Source organism: Ruegeria meonggei (assembly GCF_900172215.1).
Lineage (GTDB): Bacteria > Pseudomonadota > Alphaproteobacteria > Rhodobacterales > Rhodobacteraceae > Ruegeria > Ruegeria meonggei.
On record NZ_FWFP01000007.1, the window covers coordinates 17,444 to 38,531 of the forward strand.

Below are 21,088 nucleotides of genomic sequence, written 5' to 3' on the forward strand. Positions count from 1 at the left end.
ACGCGGACATCGGACTTTCTGGCAAACAGTGTCGTGGATGTTCAGATAGTTGAGTTACCAGCCTTCTCGTCAACGATCTCGAGTATCCTGTTTCTTTGGATTTTCCCTGACGGCCCCTTAGGAAGATCAAGCAAGATATGAACTTCATCGGGCGATTTGAAACGACCTAATTGGGCTTCGCAAATCTTGGACAGATCCATGGGCGTCAATTTCGAACCTTCGCGAATCTTAACCGCCGCCTCGACGGTTTCGCCATAGCTGTGGCAGGGGCGGGCAAATGCCGCTGCTTCTACAACGTCGGGGTGAGAATAAAGCGCCTCGTCGATCTCGCGCGGGGCAATGTTTTCACCACCTTTGATAATCAACTCCTTCAGTCGCCCAGTGACATATACGTAACCGTCCTCATCCATGCGGGCGAGATCACCGGTGCGCAACCAGCCATCGGCGGTAAATGTATCCGCCGTTGCTTCAGGGTTCTTAAGGTATTCCAGCATGGTGTTAGGTCCGCGTATAACCAACTCGCCTTCCGTTTCACGCGACACTGGTTGGCAATGTGCATCGAAGATTGCCGCCTCATTGCCGAAAGCAATACCTGGTGAGCCAATTTTGCGAATGCCCGGTGGCAATGGGTTAGACAAAATCTGTGCAGCGGTTTCCGTAAGCCCCATGGTCTCAACGATCGGGATTTGAAACCTGTCTTCAAACGCGCGCTGCACGTCGGGCGCCAGCGCAGAAGATGCAGAACGCCCGAAACGCACTCGCTGGCGGGTTTGGGCATCTGGTTTGGTATCAGAGTGCAGCAGGTGCGAAATTATCGTGGGCACCACAGAAAACCAGGTCGCCTCGACCTTACTCAGATTTTCCCAGAACCGGCTGGCCGAAAATCTTTCGCACATGGCCAACGACCCGCCCGACACAAGCGTTCCCATGACCGTCACGCACAGCCCGTTGATGTGGTAGATCGGCAAAACGCAAAGCCCGCGATCAGCCTCGGACAGCTTGTGCGCAATTGCAGTTGTCCAGCCCCCTGCCAACAGGCTGGAATGCGTGTGAACCACGCCCTTGGGGCGCCCGGTCGTGCCGGAAGTATACATCAACAGCGCATGACTATCGGAAGAGATGCTGTGCAAGTTGCCGTCGGCGTTGGTGACATCTGCCGCTTGCAGAATTGTGATCTTGGCGGGGTCGGCGGACCGATCGAATAACTCCGTTTGTCCGGGGTGTACAAAGCCATAGCGTGCGCCACTGTGTTCCAGTGCGTAAGCTACGGCGCTGTCGCCAGCGACAAGGTTAATCATTGTCGCCCGAAATCCTCCGTAGAGAACGCCGAAAAGGACCTCAATCGCTTCTCGGCAATTGGGGTAGAGGATGGCGACGCTTTCTCCCTTTTCCACTCCCATACCCGTTAGCATGACTGCGATGCGGCGGGCATTTTCGTGCAAGTCACCCCAGCGCAGGTCCGGCGCCCCGTCCGGGAAAACAAATCCGGTTCCCCCTTGGCTTGCTCTCTGGTTCAACCAGTCGCGGACGGTTCCCTTGGGCGGTTCCATCATCGTCCAGCCTCCGACCAATAGACACTGAATATCTCGTCCAGCTCAGATTCGCGCGGCGATGTTTCGCGCACGATTTTAGTGGTTTGGATGAAATGCCGCCAATGCAGGTTGGTGTCGATGGAATTCCCCCCCCAGCTGCCACAGCCCATCGAGAGGGAAAACGGCATGCCGTTAGTGAAGCTGCCACCGGTGGCAAAGGTATGCGCCTGATTTACGATCACCCGACAGGTAGGTAAGTCGCGGCCCAACCCTATCGCGCGCGTGTCGTCACCGGTATGTATGCCAACTGAATGTCCTGCCCCCTGATGCGCCAGAATGCGAGCGGCCGTGGCCTTGGCATCTTCGAAATCTGCCGCGCGATAGAGCGCTAAGACCCGGCTGAGCTTTTCTCCGGACAGGGGGTGATCCGAGCCAATACCGTCGGTTTCCACGGCCAGAAATCTGGTCCCCTCCGGCATTTTACCTGCCATCCCCAACGCTTCGAGCATTTTGTCAGCATCCTGCGCAATGACCGATCGGTTGAGATGGCCATCAGGCCAGAGCCGCGCCACGATATCGCTTGCACCGGAAGACGGCACCAACACGCCGCCCTCGGCAGCCATCGCCGCGACAAAGGCGTCATAGACCGCGTCAACCACAACCAACGCATTCTCAGAAGAGCACGAAGTTGCGTTGTCGAAGCATTTCGAGGCAGCAATCTTTGCCGCTGCTGCCTGCAGATCAGCAGTCTCATCCACAATCACCGTGACGTTACCAGCGCCAACCGCGACTGCAGGGGTGCCACAGGATTGCGCGCGGTGGACATTGTTTTGACTGCCGGTACAGATCACCCGATCAACCGTTTCCATCAACCGTTGTGTCTTGGCCTTTGAGCCGGGGGCCGGGATCATCTGAACCAGATCGCGATCCAATCCCAGTTTGTCGAACTCTGTGTGAATGTACCCGATCAGCATCTCGCAGGATGCCACACCCTTGGGTGAGGGTGCCACCACGATCGCGTTGCCTCCTTTTAGCGCATTGATGATGTTGTTCGCGGGCGTTGCGGCCGGGTTTGTCGACGGCACAACCGCGCCGATCACACCGATAGGGCGCGCGATTTCCGTAATGCCGGTTGATGGGTCGTCGCTGATTATGCCATGGGTCTTTGCATCGGCGATATCGCGCAACAAGCCCAGGGTCTTGCGGTGGTTCTTGGTAATCTTGTCTGGCACATTGCCCAGTCCGGTGGTCTCAACCGCCGTTTCCGCCAGTGCCCGATTGCGGGCCGGTTCCATGATGGCCCATCCCGCTGCAAGTGCCGCTTTGTCATAAAGCGCCTGACTGCCACCAGCTTCGAAAGTCGCCTGAGCCTTACGCGAACGTGCTACGATACGATCTAATTCAGCGATTTCAGGGGAAACCCCATCCTGAGCGTTCATCTTGGTCCTCGATTATTTGTTTGGGGCGGCCTCATGCCGCCCCGAATAGAGTGACCGGATCAGAGACCGGCAAGCAATTCGTTCAGAGTCTGCTGGCGCTGCGCCCACATCTCGATCACTTCGTCGCGTATCATGATGTGCATGGGCGATCCTCCTGCTTCCATCTTCTTGGCAACACGTGAATTTGCGAACATCTCGGGCACGGTGGCGGCCAGTTTCTCGATCACCTCAGGCGGTGTTCCCTTGGGCACCATCACACCCCGGAAATTGACAGACGAGTTATCCACGTCCAGCCCCTGTTCCATCATCGTTGGCACGTCCGGCAGGAACGCGTTGCGTTCCAGGTCTGCAACACCAAGGATTTTGACGTTGCCCGCCTCTTGCGCGCGGAACGCATCGGACAGGTTGTTGATACCGCCCATGACTTCACCGGCGATCACGGCTTTCATGGCAGCTGCTCCGCCGCCTTTGGTCGGGATGTAAGCCATCTTGGTTCCCGCAGCCTTGTCGATCTGCAGGGCCGCGATATGGTGGCCCACAAATAGTCCCGCGCCGGATACGGTCAGCTTTCCGGGGTTTTCCTTGGCAAAGGCGACGACATCTTCCATCGAGTTGAATTCACTGTCCGCACCAACCACAAACACAGCCGGATCTGCGCCCCAGTTCGCGATGGGTTCAAAGCTGTCGGTTGAATATTCCACACCACCCTTGATCGACTGGGCGATGAAATGCGGAACGTTATAGGCTGCCAGTGTATAGCCATCCGGATCAGCCTGTGTGGCGAACCAGTTCCAGCCAACGCGCCCACCCGCGCCGGGCTTGTTGATGATGGCGATGGGCATCCCCAACGCATCCTCGTTTCCGGCAGTCATGGTGACGATCCGCGCCTGAAAGTCGGTCGCGCCACCCGCGCCATAGCTGACCATCATCATAAGCGGCCGTTCTGGATACTCCTCAGCCACAGCTGCGCCAGTCAGGCTCATGAGGGCTAATGCCGCCCCAGCAATCATTCGTTTCATTTGCGTTTCCTCCCAGATTAGGTTCCGCCACGTCGCTCGCGCGGTCAGAACAGAATTTCCCTTGGTGTGTAGACGTTCAGCAACATGGCAAAGAGCCCGTACATCACCGCCACAAAGACCGTCGTGATGATCCCACGTTTGATCCAGCTTTTGGCCGCGCTGTGCGGAGCGGGATCGTATATCGACAGCAGGATGAAAAAGGCGATGGTTGTTGCGGTGTAGAAACCCAGCGACTTGGCCGCCCAAAAAACGTAGATCAAAGTGATGATCAGACCGGGCAGCATGTTAATGAACATCGCACGGGTCACGCCATTCCCGACCTTCGACAATCCCATCACCGCTTTGCCAAATGTCCAGCCGGCCAGAACCACAAACACGGATGCGATAAGACGCGGGAACAGGAACGCCTCGGCCGGTTGCTGGGTATAGCTGACCCAGGTCACCCAAAGACCAACTGCAAATACAAGACCCGATCCGAATATGTGCTGCGAGCGGTTCATGCCTGCGCCTCCTCTTTGGTGGTGTAGCGACGGTGGCGCAATTCCATCCAAACCGAATACGCGATCGAGGCCAGAACCACTGCGATCAGAAACAGGTTCAATCCACCGGTCATGAAGTACGATGCCTTACCGACGGTGGCATCGGCGATCATCCCACCCTGGATGAAGTTGGCCTCGGCAATCGGCCCAAGGATCAGGCCCAGAACCAGCGGTGCAGCAGAAAAGCCAAAACGCTCCAGAAAAAACATGCCAATGCCGAGACACGCCATAACATAGACATCACCCATCGAACCCTGCACCGAATAGGCACCGAAGACCGACAGGGCCAGAACGATGGCGGCCATAACCGATTGCGGCACCTGTGCGACACGGGCAGCGAGGCCCGCAACATAAAGACCAAAGATGCACATCAGCACTTGTCCGATCAGCATGGAGTTGATGAAAGTCCAGGCGACATCGGGATGGTTGTCGAACAGGTCCGAACCCGGGAAGATTCCATGGATCAGCAAGCCACCCAATAGAACGGCGGCAGTTGGGCTGCCCGGGATCGAAAGTGTCAGCAGCGGCACCAAGGATGGGCCAACCATAGCGTTATTGGCGGATTCCGCAGCAATCACGCCTTCGGAATGGCCCGTACCGAACTTTTCTTTTTCCGATGAGAATTTCTTGGTTTGGTCATATGCGACCAACCCGGCGATCTGCCCGCCCACACCCGGGATCAGGCCAATGATCGAACCGGTCAACGTTCCAATGCTCAATGCCCGTGTTCGGCTGAACAGTTCCCGAAAGGCGGCAAGGATCGAATGGCGCTGAACTTCGATCACTTCTGCACCATCCGTTTGGCGACCCTTGGCAAACATGGTCAGCACTTGCGGGATTGCGAACAGACCGATCAGCGCGGCGATGATGTTGATGCCGCCACCCAATGCGGGATGAAAGATGAAGCGCTGTGCGCCCATGATGTCGTCAAACCCGATGGTGGCCAGCCACAACCCGATACACCCCGACAGCAGGCCTTTGACGACCGATGCGGAATCCAGCGTTCCGATCACCGTCACCCCCAGGATGGCGAGCCAGAATAAATGCGAAGGGCCAAATGCCAGCGCCCATTTGGCCAGAACCGGAGTCAGAAAGATCAACAACAGCACACCAAAGATGCCGCCCACAGCCGAGGCCAAGAAGGACAGTTGCAAAGCCCGCGCGCCTTGGCCCTGCTTGGCCATGGTGTGCCCGTCCAACGTTGTTGCGATATTCGCTGGCGCACCGGGAATCTTAAGCAGAATCGCACTAACCGCACCACCGGCCACGGTCGAGGTGTAGGCTGCGCCTAACAAGATCAGCCCCTGAGCTGCCTCCAATTGGAACGTAAACGGTATCAGGAGTGCGACTGCCATTGTGGGCGACAATCCCGGTGTCGCGCCCAGGATCAGCCCGCCAATCGTGCCGCCTAACAGCAGCATAAACGACAGCGGCGTGAACACTTCTCCGAAGTAATAAATGAATTCCATCCAGGGCCTCCCAACCCGTTGGTTCACACTTTTACTTTTGTTGACAAATCAGGGTAGGCGATGAAAATAGTATTGCAAATGATTTCATAAATTCGACCGGATGGGAGAATATTATGGCTAATTTTCAAAAAGGTAAGGTGGATATTGTGGCAGTCGCAAAGGCCGCAAAAGTTTCACCATCCACAGTTTCCCGCACCTTCAATCACCCAGATCTGGTGAACCCTGCGACTCGGAAAAAGATAAACAAGGCGATTCAGAGGTTGGGGTACATCCGTAACCGGGCCGCACAGACGATGCATGGCAAACGGTCGGGAACAATCGGTCTTGTGGTGCCTACAATAAACCACGCCATTTTCGCCGAAGTCATTCAGGCCTTCTCGGATTCGATCGACAAAGCAGGTTTCAGCCTGTTGCTGGCATCGCATGGGTACGACCTTAATCGGGAATACGCGATGGTTCGCAAGCTGTTGGAACATCGTGTGGACGGCGTGGCGCTGGTAGGATTGGAACATTCCGACGCCACCGCACGATTGATCGAACAACAAAAAACACCGGCACTTGCGATTTGGAACTACGCAGAGGATTCCATTCTTCCTTGTGTTGGTGCTGACAACCGGTTGGCCGGGCGCCTTGCGGCAGAGCATCTTCTGGCCTTGGGGCATCAGAACATTGGGCTGATCTTTCCCAAGACTGACGGTAATGACCGCGCGCAGCATCGGCTTTCTGCGGTACATGAAGCGCTGGCTATGAAGGGCGTTTCCGTGCCAGACGAGCATGAATCGGAAGCCCCCTACAGTGTCTCTCAGGCTAAGCAGGCAGCCATAACTCTGTTGACGAAACAAACTCGCCCTTCAGCACTGCTTTGCGGAAATGACGTTATCGCGCAAGGCGCATTGTTTGCGGCCCAGAACCTTGGTTTGAAAGTTCCCGACAACCTGTCAATTATCGGAATCGGAGATTTCAAAGGGTCTGCAGATGTCGAGCCGGGTCTCACTACAATTCGTATCCCGGCCGAAACCATCGGAAGTCTCGCGGGCGAAAAGTTCACCGAATACATCACCTCAGACGATCCAGCACCTTTCAGAATCTGTTGTGCGCTGGATTGCATCGTGAGAGGAACAACAAGCCAGGCATCGATTTCTTAGGCAACTAAGACATGCCTAATCTAGCGCTCAACACGAAAACCTTCGACGTCTGCTTATATGTATAGGCTAATTGCTTTGGCGTTTTAGAGTAACTGGGCCATAAGTTTATTGACTGACCGGTTTTGTCACCAAGCCAAGTCGTGTGGCACGTGCTACAAAGGGCTGTTTTTCGCTGTTGTCGCGAAGAGCACAAAGCAGACCTTGGTTCGCCGATGCCGAACAGTAGGTTTGTCCGCGAATGGTGAATTCGTTCAGCGCCAAATCTTGCACGCGCAGCGAATGACCGGAATGCGGGCTGCGACCGCAGAATGCAAGCAGAGTACCGAATGTCTCTTATGGGCCGTCTGCGTGATCAGCTGGCAGCGGGGCAAGGGCTTCTGCTGCAACAGCACCGAGCTCCGAAATGAGCCCAAAATGACTAATGCTGCGCAACGCTCCAAGGTCCGTTTTGTTCGTCCGTAGGATTATTCTGAAAAAACTTCCGATCTGCGGCGGCACAGTAAGTTCCCAGTTATGTCCACGCAGACATGCTGTTCGATCCTACTGACCACGATTCGCTATGCAAACCACTTTGGCACGCTATTTGCCGATCTAGTACCAGCCTCAGGTCAGCATCCGAAGCCTCGAACAGCACTCCAGTTCCTAGTTTCTCGTGGGCTTTGGTTTGCGCCAGAAGGCGCCTACATTTTTTTAAATGCACTGTATTGGAGTGATTGCCCCATTCCATTTGATCACTTCTGCTGCCAGGTTGTGACCAGCTTTCAGACATTCGCGAACGTCCTTACTCTTGACATGTGCTGCGAGGAAACCAGCATTGAAACTGTCCCCTGCGGCTGTGCTATCAACGACTTCTGCTACGGTGGGCAAACCTTGGGCTTTCTGACAAGTAGTGAGATTGATTGGACCAAGAGCTCCCCGTTTCAGTGCGCCAAATTCCACACCAAGACTGCCTAAACGGCGCAAAACATCTGTTTCGTTTCGATCGCCAAAAAGCTCAATCTCATCGTCCAGTGAAGGCAGCGCGATATCGGTCAGCCGCCACATTTCACGATTTAATTCCCTAGCCGCTTTTGTGCTCTCCCACAGACGTGGCCGGTAATTACTGTCGAAGGCAACAGTACCCCCTCCTTTGCAGAAGCCGCTTACAAAATGAAGCAGGTTTCTTCTCACCTCAGGCGTGAGAATTGCTAATGAAATACCGGACAAATACAGTAAATCGTAGCCGGTCAATTCTTCCAATGGAACTGAGCACGGGGCTTGAAAAAGCGTGCGAGCAGCGGAGTCGGAACGCCAGTAAGTAAAGCTGCGCTCGCCGTTTTCGTCCGTATCTATGGCATAGAGACCTGGATTTTTGTCGTCGCGAATTTCAATGCTGGATGTGCCAATTCCGTGTGCGGAAATCGATTTCATAATGATCTGCGAATAGAGATCCGAACCCAACGCCGTACAGTACGCAACAGACACATCGGTGTCGGCTAAAATCCGGCTCAGGTAAACGGCGGTATTGAATGTGTCACCGGCAACGCCCAGCTTTGCGTTGACACCATCATCCGACACAATCTCGATCATCACTTCGCCGATGCAGCAGATCTTCTGAATCGGGCGCTTATTTCTTGCCACCTAAATCTCTCCGAATGTTTGTCGCACCTGATCCCAGGCATTTTCGAGGTGGCGCTTGAGCGCATCCTCAGCTGCGTCTGGGTCGCGCATAAGAACTGCGTCAAATATTTCCTTATGGGCCTTAAAGTTCTTTTGGTTTCGGTCCGGGAGTCGTGGCATTTGCATCCAATGGGGCGCTAGCCACGTTGTGTAGGCCCGGTTGACCGCTGGCAGCACCGGATTCCGAGGAATTTCATACAGGATCCGGTGAAACCCAATATCGGTTTCGTAAAACATTTCGCTGTTATCTATAGACGCCTCGTTTGCTTCCAGCGCCTGTTTCAATGCGGATATATCATGTTTGTCCGCTGTTTTGGCGGCTTCCCGAACCAGCGCTGCCTCAAGCAAGATGCGTGTGTCAAACAGATTTCTAACGCCTCCGGGCTGGTGCAACAGATGCGTGACGATGCTTTCGATCGCGCTGAAAGCACTGTCGTATCCCGGTTTTCGAACCAGCGGGCGGTGCCTCGGGCGCGCTTCAATCAATCCTTTGTTCGACAATGCGACAACTGCTTCGCGAACGACTGTTCGACTGATCCCGAATTCCTCCATCATGTCGCGCTCGGGTGGTAGTGGCTGGCCATCTCCAAGCTCACCGGTCTGGATTCTCTGAGCAAGGATTGCGACGACATTGTCCGCGGCCCGTCCATTTTCAGCTTGGTTTCGCACAAAGATTTCCTTTCGGTAGCAGGGACCACACAGACCGTTGCCTCATGCAGATCAAGTATTACAAGCGCCCAAGGATCAGGTCAGCACAACGATCCCCCATCATCATGGCAGGCGCCTGAGTGTTTCCGGCATTGATATCCGGCATCGCAGACAGGTCGCAAACCCGAAGATTTTCAACGCCTCTCACGCGCATTCGCGGATCAAGAACCGCCAGTGGGTCGTTGTCAGCACCCATTTTCGCGGTACCTGCCGGATGGTAGTTTGTTTTGACAAAACGTCGGCAATACGCGCGCAGGTCTTGGTCTGAGCGCACCTCAGGCTGTGGCAACATGACTTTGTCGATCCGGTCGGCAAGAGGTGGCGCGTTGAATGCCTCGAGAAAGAACCGTTGGCCCTTAACCATCTGGTCCATATCCTCCTCGTCCTTCAAAAGGTTCGGCGACACGCTGGGCATGGCCTTGGGATCGGACGACGACAGCTTGACGGTCCCTCGGGACCTGGGTTTGATTACAACTGTTGTGACCGTCAGCCCATAGCCATCCTCGACCAAATGACGGGTATCGCGGTCGACATAGACGATCGGAACGCAAAAGGCCTGAATCGTTGGCTCTGCCTCCGGGTCCTGAGGATTGACGAAAGCACCTGCTTCAACACCAGCGCTTGTGATCGGACCACTTCCAAAGAGCTTGAACTGAAGGCCATTCCGGATCATGCGCCAGCCTTCACCCTGTCGGTAGTACCCGCCTTTCCCCTTGACGCGTGCAGTGATGGGAACTTCAGGGTGATCCACCAGATTTTCACCGACACCGGGCAAATCCACCGCGCATGGGACATCGAATTCCCGAAGATGTTCGGCTGGGCCTATCCCCGACAGCATCAGGATTTTCGGCGTTACCAGGGAGCCTGCAGAAAGTATCACTTCTCCGCTGCACCTTGCTGTGTGAACATTGCCCCTCCGATCAGCAAACCGAACACCGACGGCTTTGCCGTTCTCAATAACGACGCTCAGAACTTCGGACTGCAAACGCACGGTCAGGTTTGGGTCATTCTTCAGAGGCTCAATAAATGCATACGCTGATGATGACCGTCGACCGTTTCGGTTCATGAATTGATAGAATCCCACACCGCGCTGCCGCTCCCCGTTGAAATCCGGTGAAATCGGTTCGCCCAGGCCCTGAACGGCCTGCACGAACAGCCGGGACAGATCATCGATATGACCCGGGTCGGACACCAACAGCGGTCCACCTGTGCCGTGGAGATCATTGTACAGACGATTGTTGTCTTCCATGCCGCGAAAATGCGGTAGAACCGCATTCCAACTCCAGTCGACGCCGTCATTGCTGCCGTGCAAAATGTCCTGCCACGCGTCGTAATCTGATGGGCGCCCGCGCATGTAAACCTGCGCATTCACAGACGAACCTCCACCAAGCACATGCCCTTGGGGGATGTCGTGGACGCGCCCTCCCAGATGCTCCTGTTCTACAGTCTTGTGATAGCGCATGAATTTCGTGCCGTTAATCATTTTGAAAATACCCGGCGGCATGTCCAATAGCGGGTGTTTGTTGGAATGCCCCGCCTCAAGAAGAAGAACCCGGTTTTTCCCGTCCTTGGCCAACCGAGCGGCGACCACGCAGCCGGCGGCCCCTCCTCCCGCAACGATATAGTCGTATTCGACGGCCATACTGCTCCTCCCATAGAACAACGCCTGTTTAGTGATGCATGCAGGACATGCGCCTCCGGCAGCCTAAAAACCATTCTCGTTGGAAGGCTTTCGGAGCAGCGGCACCTCAGGCATATATGATCGTACCAAAACTTTCAAGGGAGAGCCCAAAATATCAAATATGGCACGTTTTTCACGTTTTCTCTTGACCTAAGCGCGAATCTAGGTGAGTTAGAAATATGTTTGGTACGACCAAAGGTGAATCGTGTTAGATTTTGATATCCAGTCCGGAAAGATCCTCAAAGCGCATATGCTCATCGATGGCGCGTGGGTCGACGACGCGGCCGGTGATCGGGTCGAAGTGGAAAATCCAGCGAACGAGCAAGTTTTCGCCACGGTACCGCTTGGATCGGAAGATGATGTGGCGCGAGCGTTGGAAGCGGCGCATAAAGCGCAATCTGACTGGGAAATGGTCCCGGCTGTGCAGCGCGGGCGAATTGTTCGGCGGCTTGGCGAACTCGTTTTGAAACGGACCGATGATCTGGCTCGGATCATCACGATGGAACAGGGCAAACCCTTCAATCAGGCGCTGGGTGAAGTCACCGCCTCGGCTGAGTTCTTGTTTAACGCTGCCGATAATGCGCGGCGCATCGAGGGGGATATTCTTGTCTCGGACAACCCCGATGAAGAGATTTTCATTCGACGCCACCCCTACGGCGTGGTCGTCGGGTTGACCGCCTGGAATTACCCGTCTGCTCTTGTCACCCGCAAGCTTGGCCCCGCCCTGGTCGCCGGGAACGGTTTTGTTCTGCTTTCGCACGAGATCACACCGCTTTCCGGTTTGTTTATCGCTGCACTTGCGCAGCAAGCGGGGTTGCCGACCGGACTGTTCAATGTGATTACGGGCCGAGGCCCTGTGGCGGGTCAAGCCCTTGTGCAGCACCCACTCACGTCTATGGTGACTATGACCGGCAGCAACCGGGCTGGACGCGAGATATTTCGGGCCGGCGCCGACGGGATGAAAGTCTTGCGCCTGGAGCTCGGGGGAAAAGCGCCCTTCATCGTACTGGAAGACGCCGACATAGACCGGGCCGTTGAAGCGGCGATGGTTTCGCGATTCACGAATTGCGGTCAGATCTGTACTTGCAATGAGCGGATGTACCTGCATCGTTCAATCGCCGATGAGTTCCTCGAGAAATTTGTTTCAAAAGCCGCAGCCATGACGATCGGCGACCCAATGGACAACCCGGACATGGGCCCAAAGGTCAGTGGACCAGAGGTCGACAAGGTGGCTTCACTGGTCCGGGCGTCGATCGAGGCTGGTGCCGAAGTGCTTCTGGAAGGCGGCCCACTGAACCAAGGCCCCCACTCGAAAGGTCATTGGATGGCCCCAACGGTTTTGGAAGTCAAAGACAACAACACAGCCGTGGTTAAAAACGAAGTATTCGGGCCAGTGGTGCCTGCCATTCGAGTGGACGGTTTTGATCAGGCATTGGCGATGGCAAATGACACCGCATTCGGATTGTCCGCCTATGTCTTCACAGCAAATCATCGCCGCATCATGCAAACCCCTAAAGCGCTGAAGTTTGGCGAGATTTACGTCAATCGGGCCAATGGTGAACAGGTACACGCGTTCCACAACGGTTGGGGTCAGTCCGGCTTGGGCGGAGAAGATGGGAAATACGGTTTCGACGGGTACCTGCGAAAGCAGAGCCTTTATCTAAACTGGGGGTGATCCCGGTAATTCAGCGGCTTGGAGGATGCGGCCGCGTTAAACTTGGAGGAGATGTAATGAAACGTCGTAACATGCTTGGATCAGCAATTGCTCTCAGCGTCGGCCTGGGGGCCGGACTGGCCATCGCCGAGACACCGCCGCTGGAGGCCAAAGACACGTATCGTGTGGGCTTCCCACAAATGGAGTCCAACAATCCATGGCGCATCGCGCAAACCAAATCCTTCCACGATACAGCCGAAACCTGCGGCTGGGATTTGATAGCGACCGACGCCGCCGGGTCTGCCGCCAAACAGGTTGCGGATGTGGATTCAATGATCGCGCAGGGTATCGACGTTTTGTTCCTTCCCCCACGCGAAGAAAAACCACTCATCCCTGCCGTCATGAAGGCAAAAGCCGCCGGAATTCCGACCTTTCTGGTAGACCGCTCGGTTGATCCAAGCGTTGCGCAGGCGGGCGACCACTACGTATCATTCCTTGGGTCTGATTTTATTGAGCAGGGCCAACGCGCCGCAGACTGGCTGATAGCAAATTTTAGCGGTGAAAAAGGCGTTATTGTCGAGCTTGAAGGGACGACCGGATCTTCACCGGCAAATGACCGGAAAAAAGGTTTTGACGATCAGATCGCGACGGATGACCGGTTTGAAATCGTCGCTTCCCAAACCGGCGACTTTGCCCGTGATCTGGGGCGTCAGGTGATGGAAACACTGCTACAGGCGCATCCGGACGTGAATGTTGTCTACGCCCATAACGATGAAATGGCGATTGGCGCTATTCAAGCACTGGAGCTTGCGGGTCGTAAACCGGGGGAAGATGTAATCATCGTGTCGATCGACGGCACACGCGATGCCCTGCAGGCCATTATTGACGGCAAGATGGGTGTCACTGTTGAAAGCTCACCTTTCTTCGGTCCGCTCGCTTGTGACGTTATGAAACGGTACGCGGCCGGGGAAGAAATTCCCGGCTGGATCAAGGTCGAAGATCGGATCTTCACCAAGGACAACGCCGCCGATCATATCGACGAAGCCTATTAACCACTCCCTGTGTCGGAGGGGGCGGTATGCCGTCCCCTTTGATGCCTCTCATCGCAAGAGATCACGCAAATGACCGATTTGATCGAAATGAGCGGTATCTGTAAGGCGTTCGCCGGTGTGGTAGCCTTGCAGGATGCCCAGCTTCATTTGAAGCCCGGTGAAGTTCATGCGGTTATTGGCCAGAACGGCGCCGGAAAATCCACCCTTATCAAGATACTCACAGGTGTTTACCGCAAGGATTCCGGAAGTGTTAAAATCAACGGCTCTGAAACCGGAATCAGCACTCCCCGTGAAGCACAGGATGCAGGGATTGCAACGATTTATCAGGAGCTGAGCCTCGTACCCCTGCGCAGCGTGACGGAAAACGTGATGATGGGGTACGAGCCACGCACGAAACTCGGGCTAATCGATTGGCAACGCGCGCACCTGCAGGCCGAAAAGACTTTGAAACGGTTCGGCGTGGACATCGATGTTCGCGCGCAACTTGGAACCTATTCCACCGCGATACAGCAGCTTGTTGCGATTGCCCGTGCCGCTTCGATGAAAGCGCAGGTTGTGATCATGGACGAAGCCACATCGTCCCTGGACGATCAGGAAATAGATATCCTTTTCAGGGTCGTGCGTGAACTGAAAAAGCAAGGCGTTGCAATCCTGTACATCTCGCATTTTCTGGATGAGCTCTACCAGATCTGTGATCGGGTGACGATCATGCGGGACGGTCAGACAGTTGGTCAGCATGTGGTCTCCGAGACAACCAAATTAGGGTTGATTTCGGAAATGCTGGGTCGCGACCCGGAAGAAATCGAAGCGGCAGGTATGACCGGTCTGGGCGGTGAAAAGCGAAATCAGCCTGGTGAGGTTTTGCTGGAGGCTGACGAGATATCCACCGGCCACGGATTGAAAGACGTCACGGTATCGGTGCGCAAAGGCGAGATCGTCGGTTTGGGCGGCCTGCTTGGAGCTGGCCGAACTGAAGTTGCACGGGCACTGTTCGGGCTGGATGCCTTAAGAAAAGGTAAAATCACCCATCGCGACGGCCCGGATCGCATCAGCAATCCGGCACATGCGATCGAAGCCGGTATCGGCTTTTTAACCGAGGATCGCAAACGCGAAGGGATCATTCCGCATATGTCTGTGCGCGAAAACATGACTCTCGCCCTGCTGCCCCGGCTTCGGAAATTCGGCGGGGTGGATCGCAAGCGAGAGCAGGAGCTGGTGGGGTCTTTCATATGTTCCCTGGGCATCAAAACCGCAAGCATGGAACAGCCGATCCGTGAATTGTCGGGCGGCAATCAGCAAAAGGTCTTGCTTGCGCGATGGCTGGCGCTCGATCCAAGACTGCTGATTCTCGATGAACCGACCCGCGGGGTCGATGTCGGCGCCAAATTCGAAATCCAGTCGATCATCCGAGACTATGTTGAAAAAGGTCTTGGCGTTCTTCTGATCAGCTCAGAATTCGAGGAACTGGTGGAAGGGGCGGACCGGATCGTCGTGCTGCAGGACGGCCATTCCGTCACGGAACTGGAAAACCCCGGGGTAACCGAGGAAAGGCTGATCGCTGCCATCGCCCACCATTATGAAAGGGGTGCAGCATGACCCCAGAGAACAAACAAACCTTGAACACCAGCGGAACCTCAGGAACGCGACTTCAGTTCGACTGGAGCTGGGTCAGCAACAACGGGGGAGTGATCGCACTGATCGTGATCCTGGCTTTCAACGTTATAGTGACACCAAACTTCCTGAACCCTCAAACTCTGTTCGTGAATATCAGTCAGGTAGCAACAATTGCGATTGTGGCTGTCGGGATGACACTGGTGATTGCCACTGGCGGCATCGACCTGAGCGTTGGTGCGGTCATGGCGTTGGCAGGGGCGATGGCACCCCTGATCTTCACGTCACCGTTTGCCGAAGCGAACCCCCAAATAGGGCTGGTTCTGTCTATTGTTGTGCCTGTGTTGGTGGCATTGCTTTGTGGTGCATTCAACGGGTTCATGGTGAGTTACCTCAATGTACAACCCATTGTCGCGACGTTGATTTTCTTTATCTCCGGTCGTGGAATCGCATTGGTTCTTACCAACGGAAATCTCCAGACATTCACTAACCCGGAATTCAGTTATCTGGGTACAGGCAAGATCCTTGGGTTTCCGTTTCAGGGTTATCTGGTCCTTTTGATCGCAGTCGTGGTGTGGTGGGTCGTGAACCAGACGGTATTTGGCCGTCAGCTCTTGGCAGTGGGCGGAAACGAGAAGGCCGCGCGATTGTCCGGCGTTCCTGTCAAACGGGTCAAGATCGGGGCCTACGTGATCTGCGCCGGACTTTCCGGCATGGCAGGCCTGATCGTTGTCGCAATAAACTCCGCTTCGGACGCGGCGCGGATTGGCAACCTGATGGAACTGGACGCAATCGCAGCAGCCGTTGTGGGTGGTGCTTTGTTGCAGGGCGGTAAAGCGCCCATATTCGGCGCCATACTGGGTGCCGTGATCATACAGCTCGTCAAATACACGCTATTGGCCAACGGGGTCGCGGATGAAGTCGCGTTGATCGCCAAAGCCGGGATCATCGTGACAGCAGTATACCTTCAGCAAGCGCGCAAGGAGTAAACCGATGCTTGATACATCTGCATTTGACCTGCGCCGCTATCTGCAAGGCAGTACACACAGCATCGGCGTTTGGATCGCGCTTGTCATCCTGATCCTGTTCGGATTGCTGCGCTACGAAAACTTTGGTGGAGCCTACAATATCTCCTCCTTCTTAAACTATAATGCGATGTTCATCGTGATCTCTGTCGGGATGTGCTTTGTGATCCTGACGGGTGGCATCGATCTGTCGGTAGGCTCTGTTGCGGCGTTCACCTCGGTTGTTGCAGCTTATTTATCACCCTACGGAATCCAGATCGCTTTGCCCGGCGCGGTGGCCGCTGGTCTGGCAATTGGGGGGCTGAACGCGTTTTTCGTTGTCGCAATGCGCATTCCACCTTTTATCGCCACGCTCGCCACGATGCTGGGTGCCAAAGGCGGCGCTTTGGTGATCTCGGGTGCACAGACGATTTCGATCGACTGGGAATCGAACTTTACCAAAATGGGCCTCGAAAAGGCGTTCGGTGTTCTGCCCTGGACCATTGTGATCACCTTTGTACTGGTCGTCGCGCTGTGGATTGTTCTGGAGAAGACGTCACTGGGGCGCACAGTTCTTGCCGTCGGTGGCGGTGAGGATGCCAGCATCATGATGGGCTTGAGCGTCACAAAAGCGAAGATCTTTGTCTACACGCTGAGCGGCGGTTGCGCGGGTCTGGCTGGTGTCTTTCTGGCCTCCGGATTTGGCGCAGGTCAGCCTCTAGAAGGTGTCGGGTGGGAACTGTCTGCGATCGCATCTGTTGTTGTTGGCGGCACATTGCTGACCGGTGGCCTGGGATCTGTCCCGGCAACCGTCGCAGGTGCACTGTTGCTGGGTCTGGTTTTCAACATCCTGAACTTCGAGAACGGCCGAGGTGTCATCAGCCTGAGCGCATACTGGCAGATGGTGATCCGCGGCGCCTTCCTGTTTGTCGTGATTGTCTTCCAAAGCCGCGTGGCGTCATCATCCAAGGAAGGAACGGTTTGACATGGGAAAAATCGCAAGCGTTTCCGTGAACCTGTTTGATGTCCCCCTTGCGGAGGTACTGACGGATGCGAAACACGGAGATCATACGCATTTCGAATTGGTCACTGCGACAGTCCGGCTTGAAGATGGCAGCGAAGGCACCGGCTATACCTATACCGGTGGCAAGGGCGGGCGATCCATCGCCGCAATGATCGAACATGATCTGGCATCCTTCCTGACCGGGGAAGAGGCCGACAATGTAGAATCGTTGTACGATGCGATGCAGTGGCATGTTCACTACGTTGCCCGAGGCGGCATAGCATCCTTTGCAATTTCCGCCGTCGATATCGCGTTGTGGGATTTACGGTGCAAATCTCTGGGCAAACCTCTCTGGCAGATTGCAGGCGGTCACAGCAACAGATGCCGAGCCTATGCGGGTGGTATTGACCTGAATTTCCCGCTTCCGAAATTGCTCGCCTCCATTCAGGAATACTTGGACCAAGGCTTCAACGGCGTAAAAATCAAAATCGGGCAGCCCACACTGGAGGAAGATGTCGCACGGGTCGAAGCGGTACGGAACCTGATTGGACCGGACATCACGTTCATGGTTGACGCCAACTATTCCATGAGTGTGGAACAGGCAATTACCGCCGCGCGTGCTTTTGAGCCTTACAATCTGACCTGGTTCGAAGAGCCGACTATCCCCGACGACTACAAGGGCTTTGGGCGCATCGCGACCAACTCGAACATTCCATTGGCCATGGGTGAAAACCTACACACGATCCACGAATTTGAATACGCTGTGGCAGATGCGTCGCTGGGTTACCTACAGCCGGACGCGTCCAATTGCGGCGGTGTAACGGGTTGGTTGCAAGTCGCGAAACTCAGCCGGGACCACAATCTGCCGATTTGTTCGCATGGAATGCAGGAATTGCATGTCAGCCTTGTCAGCGCGCAGGAAAACGCCGGCTGGATCGAAGTACATTCCTTCCCGATTGACCAATACACCACCCGCCCGCTTCACGTCGAAAACCATTTGGCCGTTGCTCCTGACGATCCTGGGATCGGCGTCACCTTCGATTGGAACAAGCTTCGCCAAGCGCACGAGGAAATGCACTCATGACTCCAGACAAGATAACCGCGGCCTACTACCGTGGTGACAAGACATTCATCGTCGAGACAACCGAAGTGCCACAACCAAAACCGGGTGAAGTTCTTTTAAAGATCGCCTACTGCGGCATTTGCGGCACCGACATGCATGTCTACCACGGAAATATGGACGCACGCGTCGGGCTGAACCGCATCGTCGGTCATGAAATGTCGGCTACTGTGGCGGAGGTTGGCGAAGGTGTGTCCGAGTTTGACATGGGCCAGAAAGTCGTCGTGCGTCCCCTGGCAGCCTGCGGCAATTGTCCGGCCTGCGCGGAAGGATATTCGCACATTTGTCACAACCTGCAGTTTCTGGGCTTGGACACGGATGGGGCCATGCAGGAATACTGGTCCATTCCGGCCGAGACCCTGCATGTTCTACCAGAAGATATACGCCTGGACCATGCCGCGCTGATCGAGCCGGTGGCGGTCGCCTGTCACGACGTGCGGTTATCGCAGTTAACACCCGGCGAAAACGCTGTAGTCATCGGTGGCGGACCCATTGGTGTACTGGTCGCTATGGTCGCCAGAGAAGCAGGAGGCAACGTCACAATCTCAGAGGTCAACGAAAACCGCCTGAGAATCGCGGACCAGCTTGGTTTCGATACCGTCAATCCTTTGAAAAGCGATCTGGTCGCAGCGATCAACGAAAAGACGGGTGGCAAAGGGGCGGAGGTCGTGTTTGAAGTATCCGGGTCTCAGCCCGGCGTAGATGCCATGACGACCGTCGCCGCGACCCGCGGGCGTATCGTGATGGTGGCAATCCATGCGGCACCTCCCAAGGTGGACATGTTTCAGTTTTTCTGGCGTGAACTCAAGTTGATTGGAGCCCGAGTTTACGAGCCCGAGGATTACGAGAAAGCCATAGAACTTATCAGGAATGGCGAGGTGGGTGCGGAGACAATCATAACCGATGTCAGCCCGCTGACGGATATCCAATCTGCATTCGAGGCGCTCGACAGCAGCCCGGTTGCGATGAAAAGCCTGATCAAGGTCGGAGGCGGACAATGAGAGGTTTACCGATGTTTGACTTGAGCGGAAAAACAGCGCTCGTCACCGGCTGCAAGCGCGGGATCGGTCGGAGCATGGCAGAAGCTTTGGCAGAGGCGGGTGCCGACATTGTAGGCGTCAGCGCAACTCTGGAGCTGGAAAACAGCGAGGTGGAAAAGACGGTCCGTGCATTTGGGCGCGCATTCAAAGCGTATCAGTGCGATTTCCGAGACAGGGAAGCCGTACTTCAATTCGCGGCCCAGTTGTCTCAGGACGGCATTGTCCCAGATGTTCTCGTCAACAACGCTGGAACGATCAAACGTGCCCCCGCCGCTGAGCACTCGGATGAGTACTGGGACGAAGTCATCGACGTGAACCTTTCCGCTCAGTTCATTCTGGCGCGTGAGATAGGTGCCGCGATGTTGAAGCGCGGCAGCGGAAAGATCGTTTTCACGGCTTCACTTCTGACTTTCCAGGGGGGGATCACAGTGCCAGGATATGCGGCCTCCAAAGGCGGGATCGGCCAACTGACAAAAGCGCTGGCCAATGAATGGGGGGGCAAAGGCATAAGCGTCAATGCGATTGCGCCCGGCTACGTCGCGACCGACAATACGAAGGCCTTGCGCGACGACCCGACCCGTTCGCAGGCTATTCTTGAACGGATACCATTGGGTCGGTGGGGTAAACCGGACGACTTTGCAGGTCCGGCCGTGTTCCTGAGTTCTCCAGCGTCCGACTACGTAAATGGTGAAATTCTTGTTGTGGATGGCGGTTGGATGGGCCGCTAACAACAGCATTTCTCAGGCGCTGGTATACCGAAACTCGCTAGGTAGCTAAGCCCACAGCAGGACAACAACACCGCCCATGAGCGTGGGCCTCACTGAGGATTTCGAAAGCCAAAATCTGAGCCAACTGTATTGAAAACACGCCGATCAGCGCGGTTTTACGCTCAACTTCATGCCTAAGTCCACGGCTACCGCCCGGCGCAATCGGTCATTCTCCTTTTGAAGGCGCTTTAGTTCTTTCAGTTGGTCGGTTCCCATGCCGCCATATTGCTTGCGCCAGCGGTAAAACGTCTGCTCGGTTATCTGCACCTGGCGGATAGCATCAACACGTGGCATCCCTTGGCCGCACAGCACCTCAACCTGCCGTAACTTCGTGACAATCTCTTCCGGCTTGTGTCGCTTGTTTCCCATCTTTGATCCTCCGTATCCTAACTATAGGGGCGGACCAATTCTGTGGGGGAGGATCAGTATATGAACACTTATTGTATATACCTAGTATAGCAAATAAATATCTATACACAGCACCTTGGTGCAAATCACCTGTATAGTAAGCAGTGGTAAACCACCCAATTGATATACTTGGTATATGCAATAGATGAGCAGATAGCTTATCTATCTGTTTTAAATATCTTCCGGCCTGCCCGCATGAAAACTTGTAGGCTTAGCAAAAGCAAGACTAGGGAGCTGT

At 55.2% G+C, this 21,088-nt stretch carries 17 protein-coding genes and 1 pseudogene; 9 read left to right on the forward strand and 9 right to left on the reverse strand.

What is annotated here, in order from left to right:
• Positions 1 to 41: 41 nt before the first annotated feature.
• From RUM8411_RS12520 to RUM8411_RS12540, 5 genes are read right to left on the reverse strand one after another with little or no spacing between them, the layout of a single operon-like run.
• Positions 42 to 1,553, reverse strand: coding sequence for a class I adenylate-forming enzyme family protein (locus RUM8411_RS12520; RefSeq protein WP_085823063.1), 1,512 nt, complete (start codon positions 1,551 to 1,553; stop codon positions 42 to 44).
• Entirely contained in the window at positions 1,550 to 2,971 is a 1,422-nt protein-coding gene (gene sauS / locus RUM8411_RS12525; RefSeq protein ID WP_085823064.1) for an acylating sulfoacetaldehyde dehydrogenase, read from the reverse strand. The genes RUM8411_RS12520 and sauS overlap by 4 nt, the downstream gene beginning before the upstream one ends.
• Positions 2,972 to 3,030: 59 nt before the next feature.
• Positions 3,031 to 3,990: a Bug family tripartite tricarboxylate transporter substrate binding protein gene (locus RUM8411_RS12530; RefSeq protein WP_085823065.1), complete on the reverse strand. Its 960-nt coding sequence runs from the start codon at positions 3,988 to 3,990 to the stop codon at positions 3,031 to 3,033.
• 44 nt (positions 3,991 to 4,034) lie between these two features.
• Positions 4,035 to 4,490 (reverse strand): tripartite tricarboxylate transporter TctB family protein, encoded by a 456-nt coding sequence (locus tag RUM8411_RS12535; protein ID WP_085823066.1) that lies wholly within the window; start codon positions 4,488 to 4,490, stop codon positions 4,035 to 4,037.
• Positions 4,487 to 5,998: a tripartite tricarboxylate transporter permease gene (locus RUM8411_RS12540; protein WP_085823067.1), complete on the reverse strand. Its 1,512-nt coding sequence runs from the start codon at positions 5,996 to 5,998 to the stop codon at positions 4,487 to 4,489. Before RUM8411_RS12540 ends, RUM8411_RS12535 begins: the two co-directional genes overlap by 4 nt.
• Positions 5,999 to 6,111: 113 nt before the next feature.
• Between RUM8411_RS12540 and RUM8411_RS12545 the strand changes: the two genes are divergently transcribed.
• Entirely contained in the window at positions 6,112 to 7,143 is a 1,032-nt protein-coding gene (locus tag RUM8411_RS12545) for a LacI family DNA-binding transcriptional regulator (protein WP_085823068.1), read from the forward strand.
• A gap of 690 nt (positions 7,144 to 7,833) precedes the next feature.
• Here the strand turns inward: RUM8411_RS12545 and RUM8411_RS12550 are convergent.
• Genes RUM8411_RS12550 through RUM8411_RS12560 form a run of 3 tightly spaced genes read right to left on the reverse strand, consistent with a single transcriptional unit; the run spans position 7,834 to position 11,152 of the window.
• Positions 7,834 to 8,763 (reverse strand): sugar kinase, encoded by a 930-nt coding sequence (locus tag RUM8411_RS12550; protein ID WP_085823069.1) that lies wholly within the window; start codon positions 8,761 to 8,763, stop codon positions 7,834 to 7,836.
• Entirely contained in the window at positions 8,764 to 9,471 is a 708-nt protein-coding gene (locus RUM8411_RS12555; RefSeq protein WP_200818573.1) for an FCD domain-containing protein, read from the reverse strand.
• A 58-nt stretch (positions 9,472 to 9,529) separates the two neighbouring features.
• Complete coding sequence (locus RUM8411_RS12560; protein WP_085823071.1) at positions 9,530 to 11,152, reverse strand: GMC family oxidoreductase; 1,623 nt, start codon at positions 11,150 to 11,152, stop codon at positions 9,530 to 9,532.
• Between the two features lie 244 nt (positions 11,153 to 11,396).
• Here RUM8411_RS12560 and RUM8411_RS12565 point away from each other — a divergent pair, with 244 nt between their 5' ends.
• The 8 genes from RUM8411_RS12565 to RUM8411_RS12600 all read left to right on the forward strand — a co-directional run bounded on the left by RUM8411_RS12565 (position 11,397) and on the right by RUM8411_RS12600 (position 20,403).
• Complete coding sequence (locus RUM8411_RS12565) at positions 11,397 to 12,866, forward strand: aldehyde dehydrogenase family protein (RefSeq protein ID WP_234995211.1); 1,470 nt, start codon at positions 11,397 to 11,399, stop codon at positions 12,864 to 12,866.
• Positions 12,867 to 12,922: 56 nt separating this feature from the next.
• A complete protein-coding gene (locus RUM8411_RS12570; protein WP_085823073.1) occupies positions 12,923 to 13,897 on the forward strand; it encodes an ABC transporter substrate-binding protein in 975 nt (324 codons plus the stop codon).
• Between the two features lie 69 nt (positions 13,898 to 13,966).
• Positions 13,967 to 15,493 (forward strand): sugar ABC transporter ATP-binding protein, encoded by a 1,527-nt coding sequence (locus RUM8411_RS12575; protein ID WP_234995212.1) that lies wholly within the window; start codon positions 13,967 to 13,969, stop codon positions 15,491 to 15,493.
• Positions 15,490 to 16,497 (forward strand): ABC transporter permease, encoded by a 1,008-nt coding sequence (locus RUM8411_RS12580; RefSeq protein WP_085823074.1) that lies wholly within the window; start codon positions 15,490 to 15,492, stop codon positions 16,495 to 16,497. Before RUM8411_RS12575 ends, RUM8411_RS12580 begins: the two co-directional genes overlap by 4 nt.
• Before the next feature lie 4 nt (positions 16,498 to 16,501).
• On the forward strand, positions 16,502 to 17,497 hold the full coding sequence (locus RUM8411_RS12585; RefSeq protein WP_085823075.1) for an ABC transporter permease: 996 nt from the start codon (positions 16,502 to 16,504) through the stop codon (positions 17,495 to 17,497).
• Position 17,498: 1 nt separating this feature from the next.
• Positions 17,499 to 18,599, forward strand: coding sequence for a mandelate racemase/muconate lactonizing enzyme family protein (locus tag RUM8411_RS12590; protein ID WP_085823076.1), 1,101 nt, complete (start codon positions 17,499 to 17,501; stop codon positions 18,597 to 18,599).
• On the forward strand, positions 18,596 to 19,636 hold the full coding sequence (locus RUM8411_RS12595; RefSeq protein ID WP_085823077.1) for a zinc-dependent alcohol dehydrogenase: 1,041 nt from the start codon (positions 18,596 to 18,598) through the stop codon (positions 19,634 to 19,636). The genes RUM8411_RS12590 and RUM8411_RS12595 overlap by 4 nt, the downstream gene beginning before the upstream one ends.
• An 11-nt stretch (positions 19,637 to 19,647) precedes the next feature.
• The gene (locus tag RUM8411_RS12600) at positions 19,648 to 20,403 is read left to right on the forward strand and encodes an SDR family oxidoreductase (protein ID WP_234995213.1); all 756 of its coding nucleotides are present in this window, start codon (positions 19,648 to 19,650) and stop codon (positions 20,401 to 20,403) included.
• 183 nt (positions 20,404 to 20,586) lie between these two features.
• On the opposite strand, the pseudogene RUM8411_RS12605 reads toward RUM8411_RS12600, so the two are convergent.
• Positions 20,587 to 20,811 (reverse strand): annotated as a pseudogene (locus tag RUM8411_RS12605) (transposase); the annotation flags it as partial.
• Positions 20,812 to 21,088: the final 277 nt, after the last annotated feature.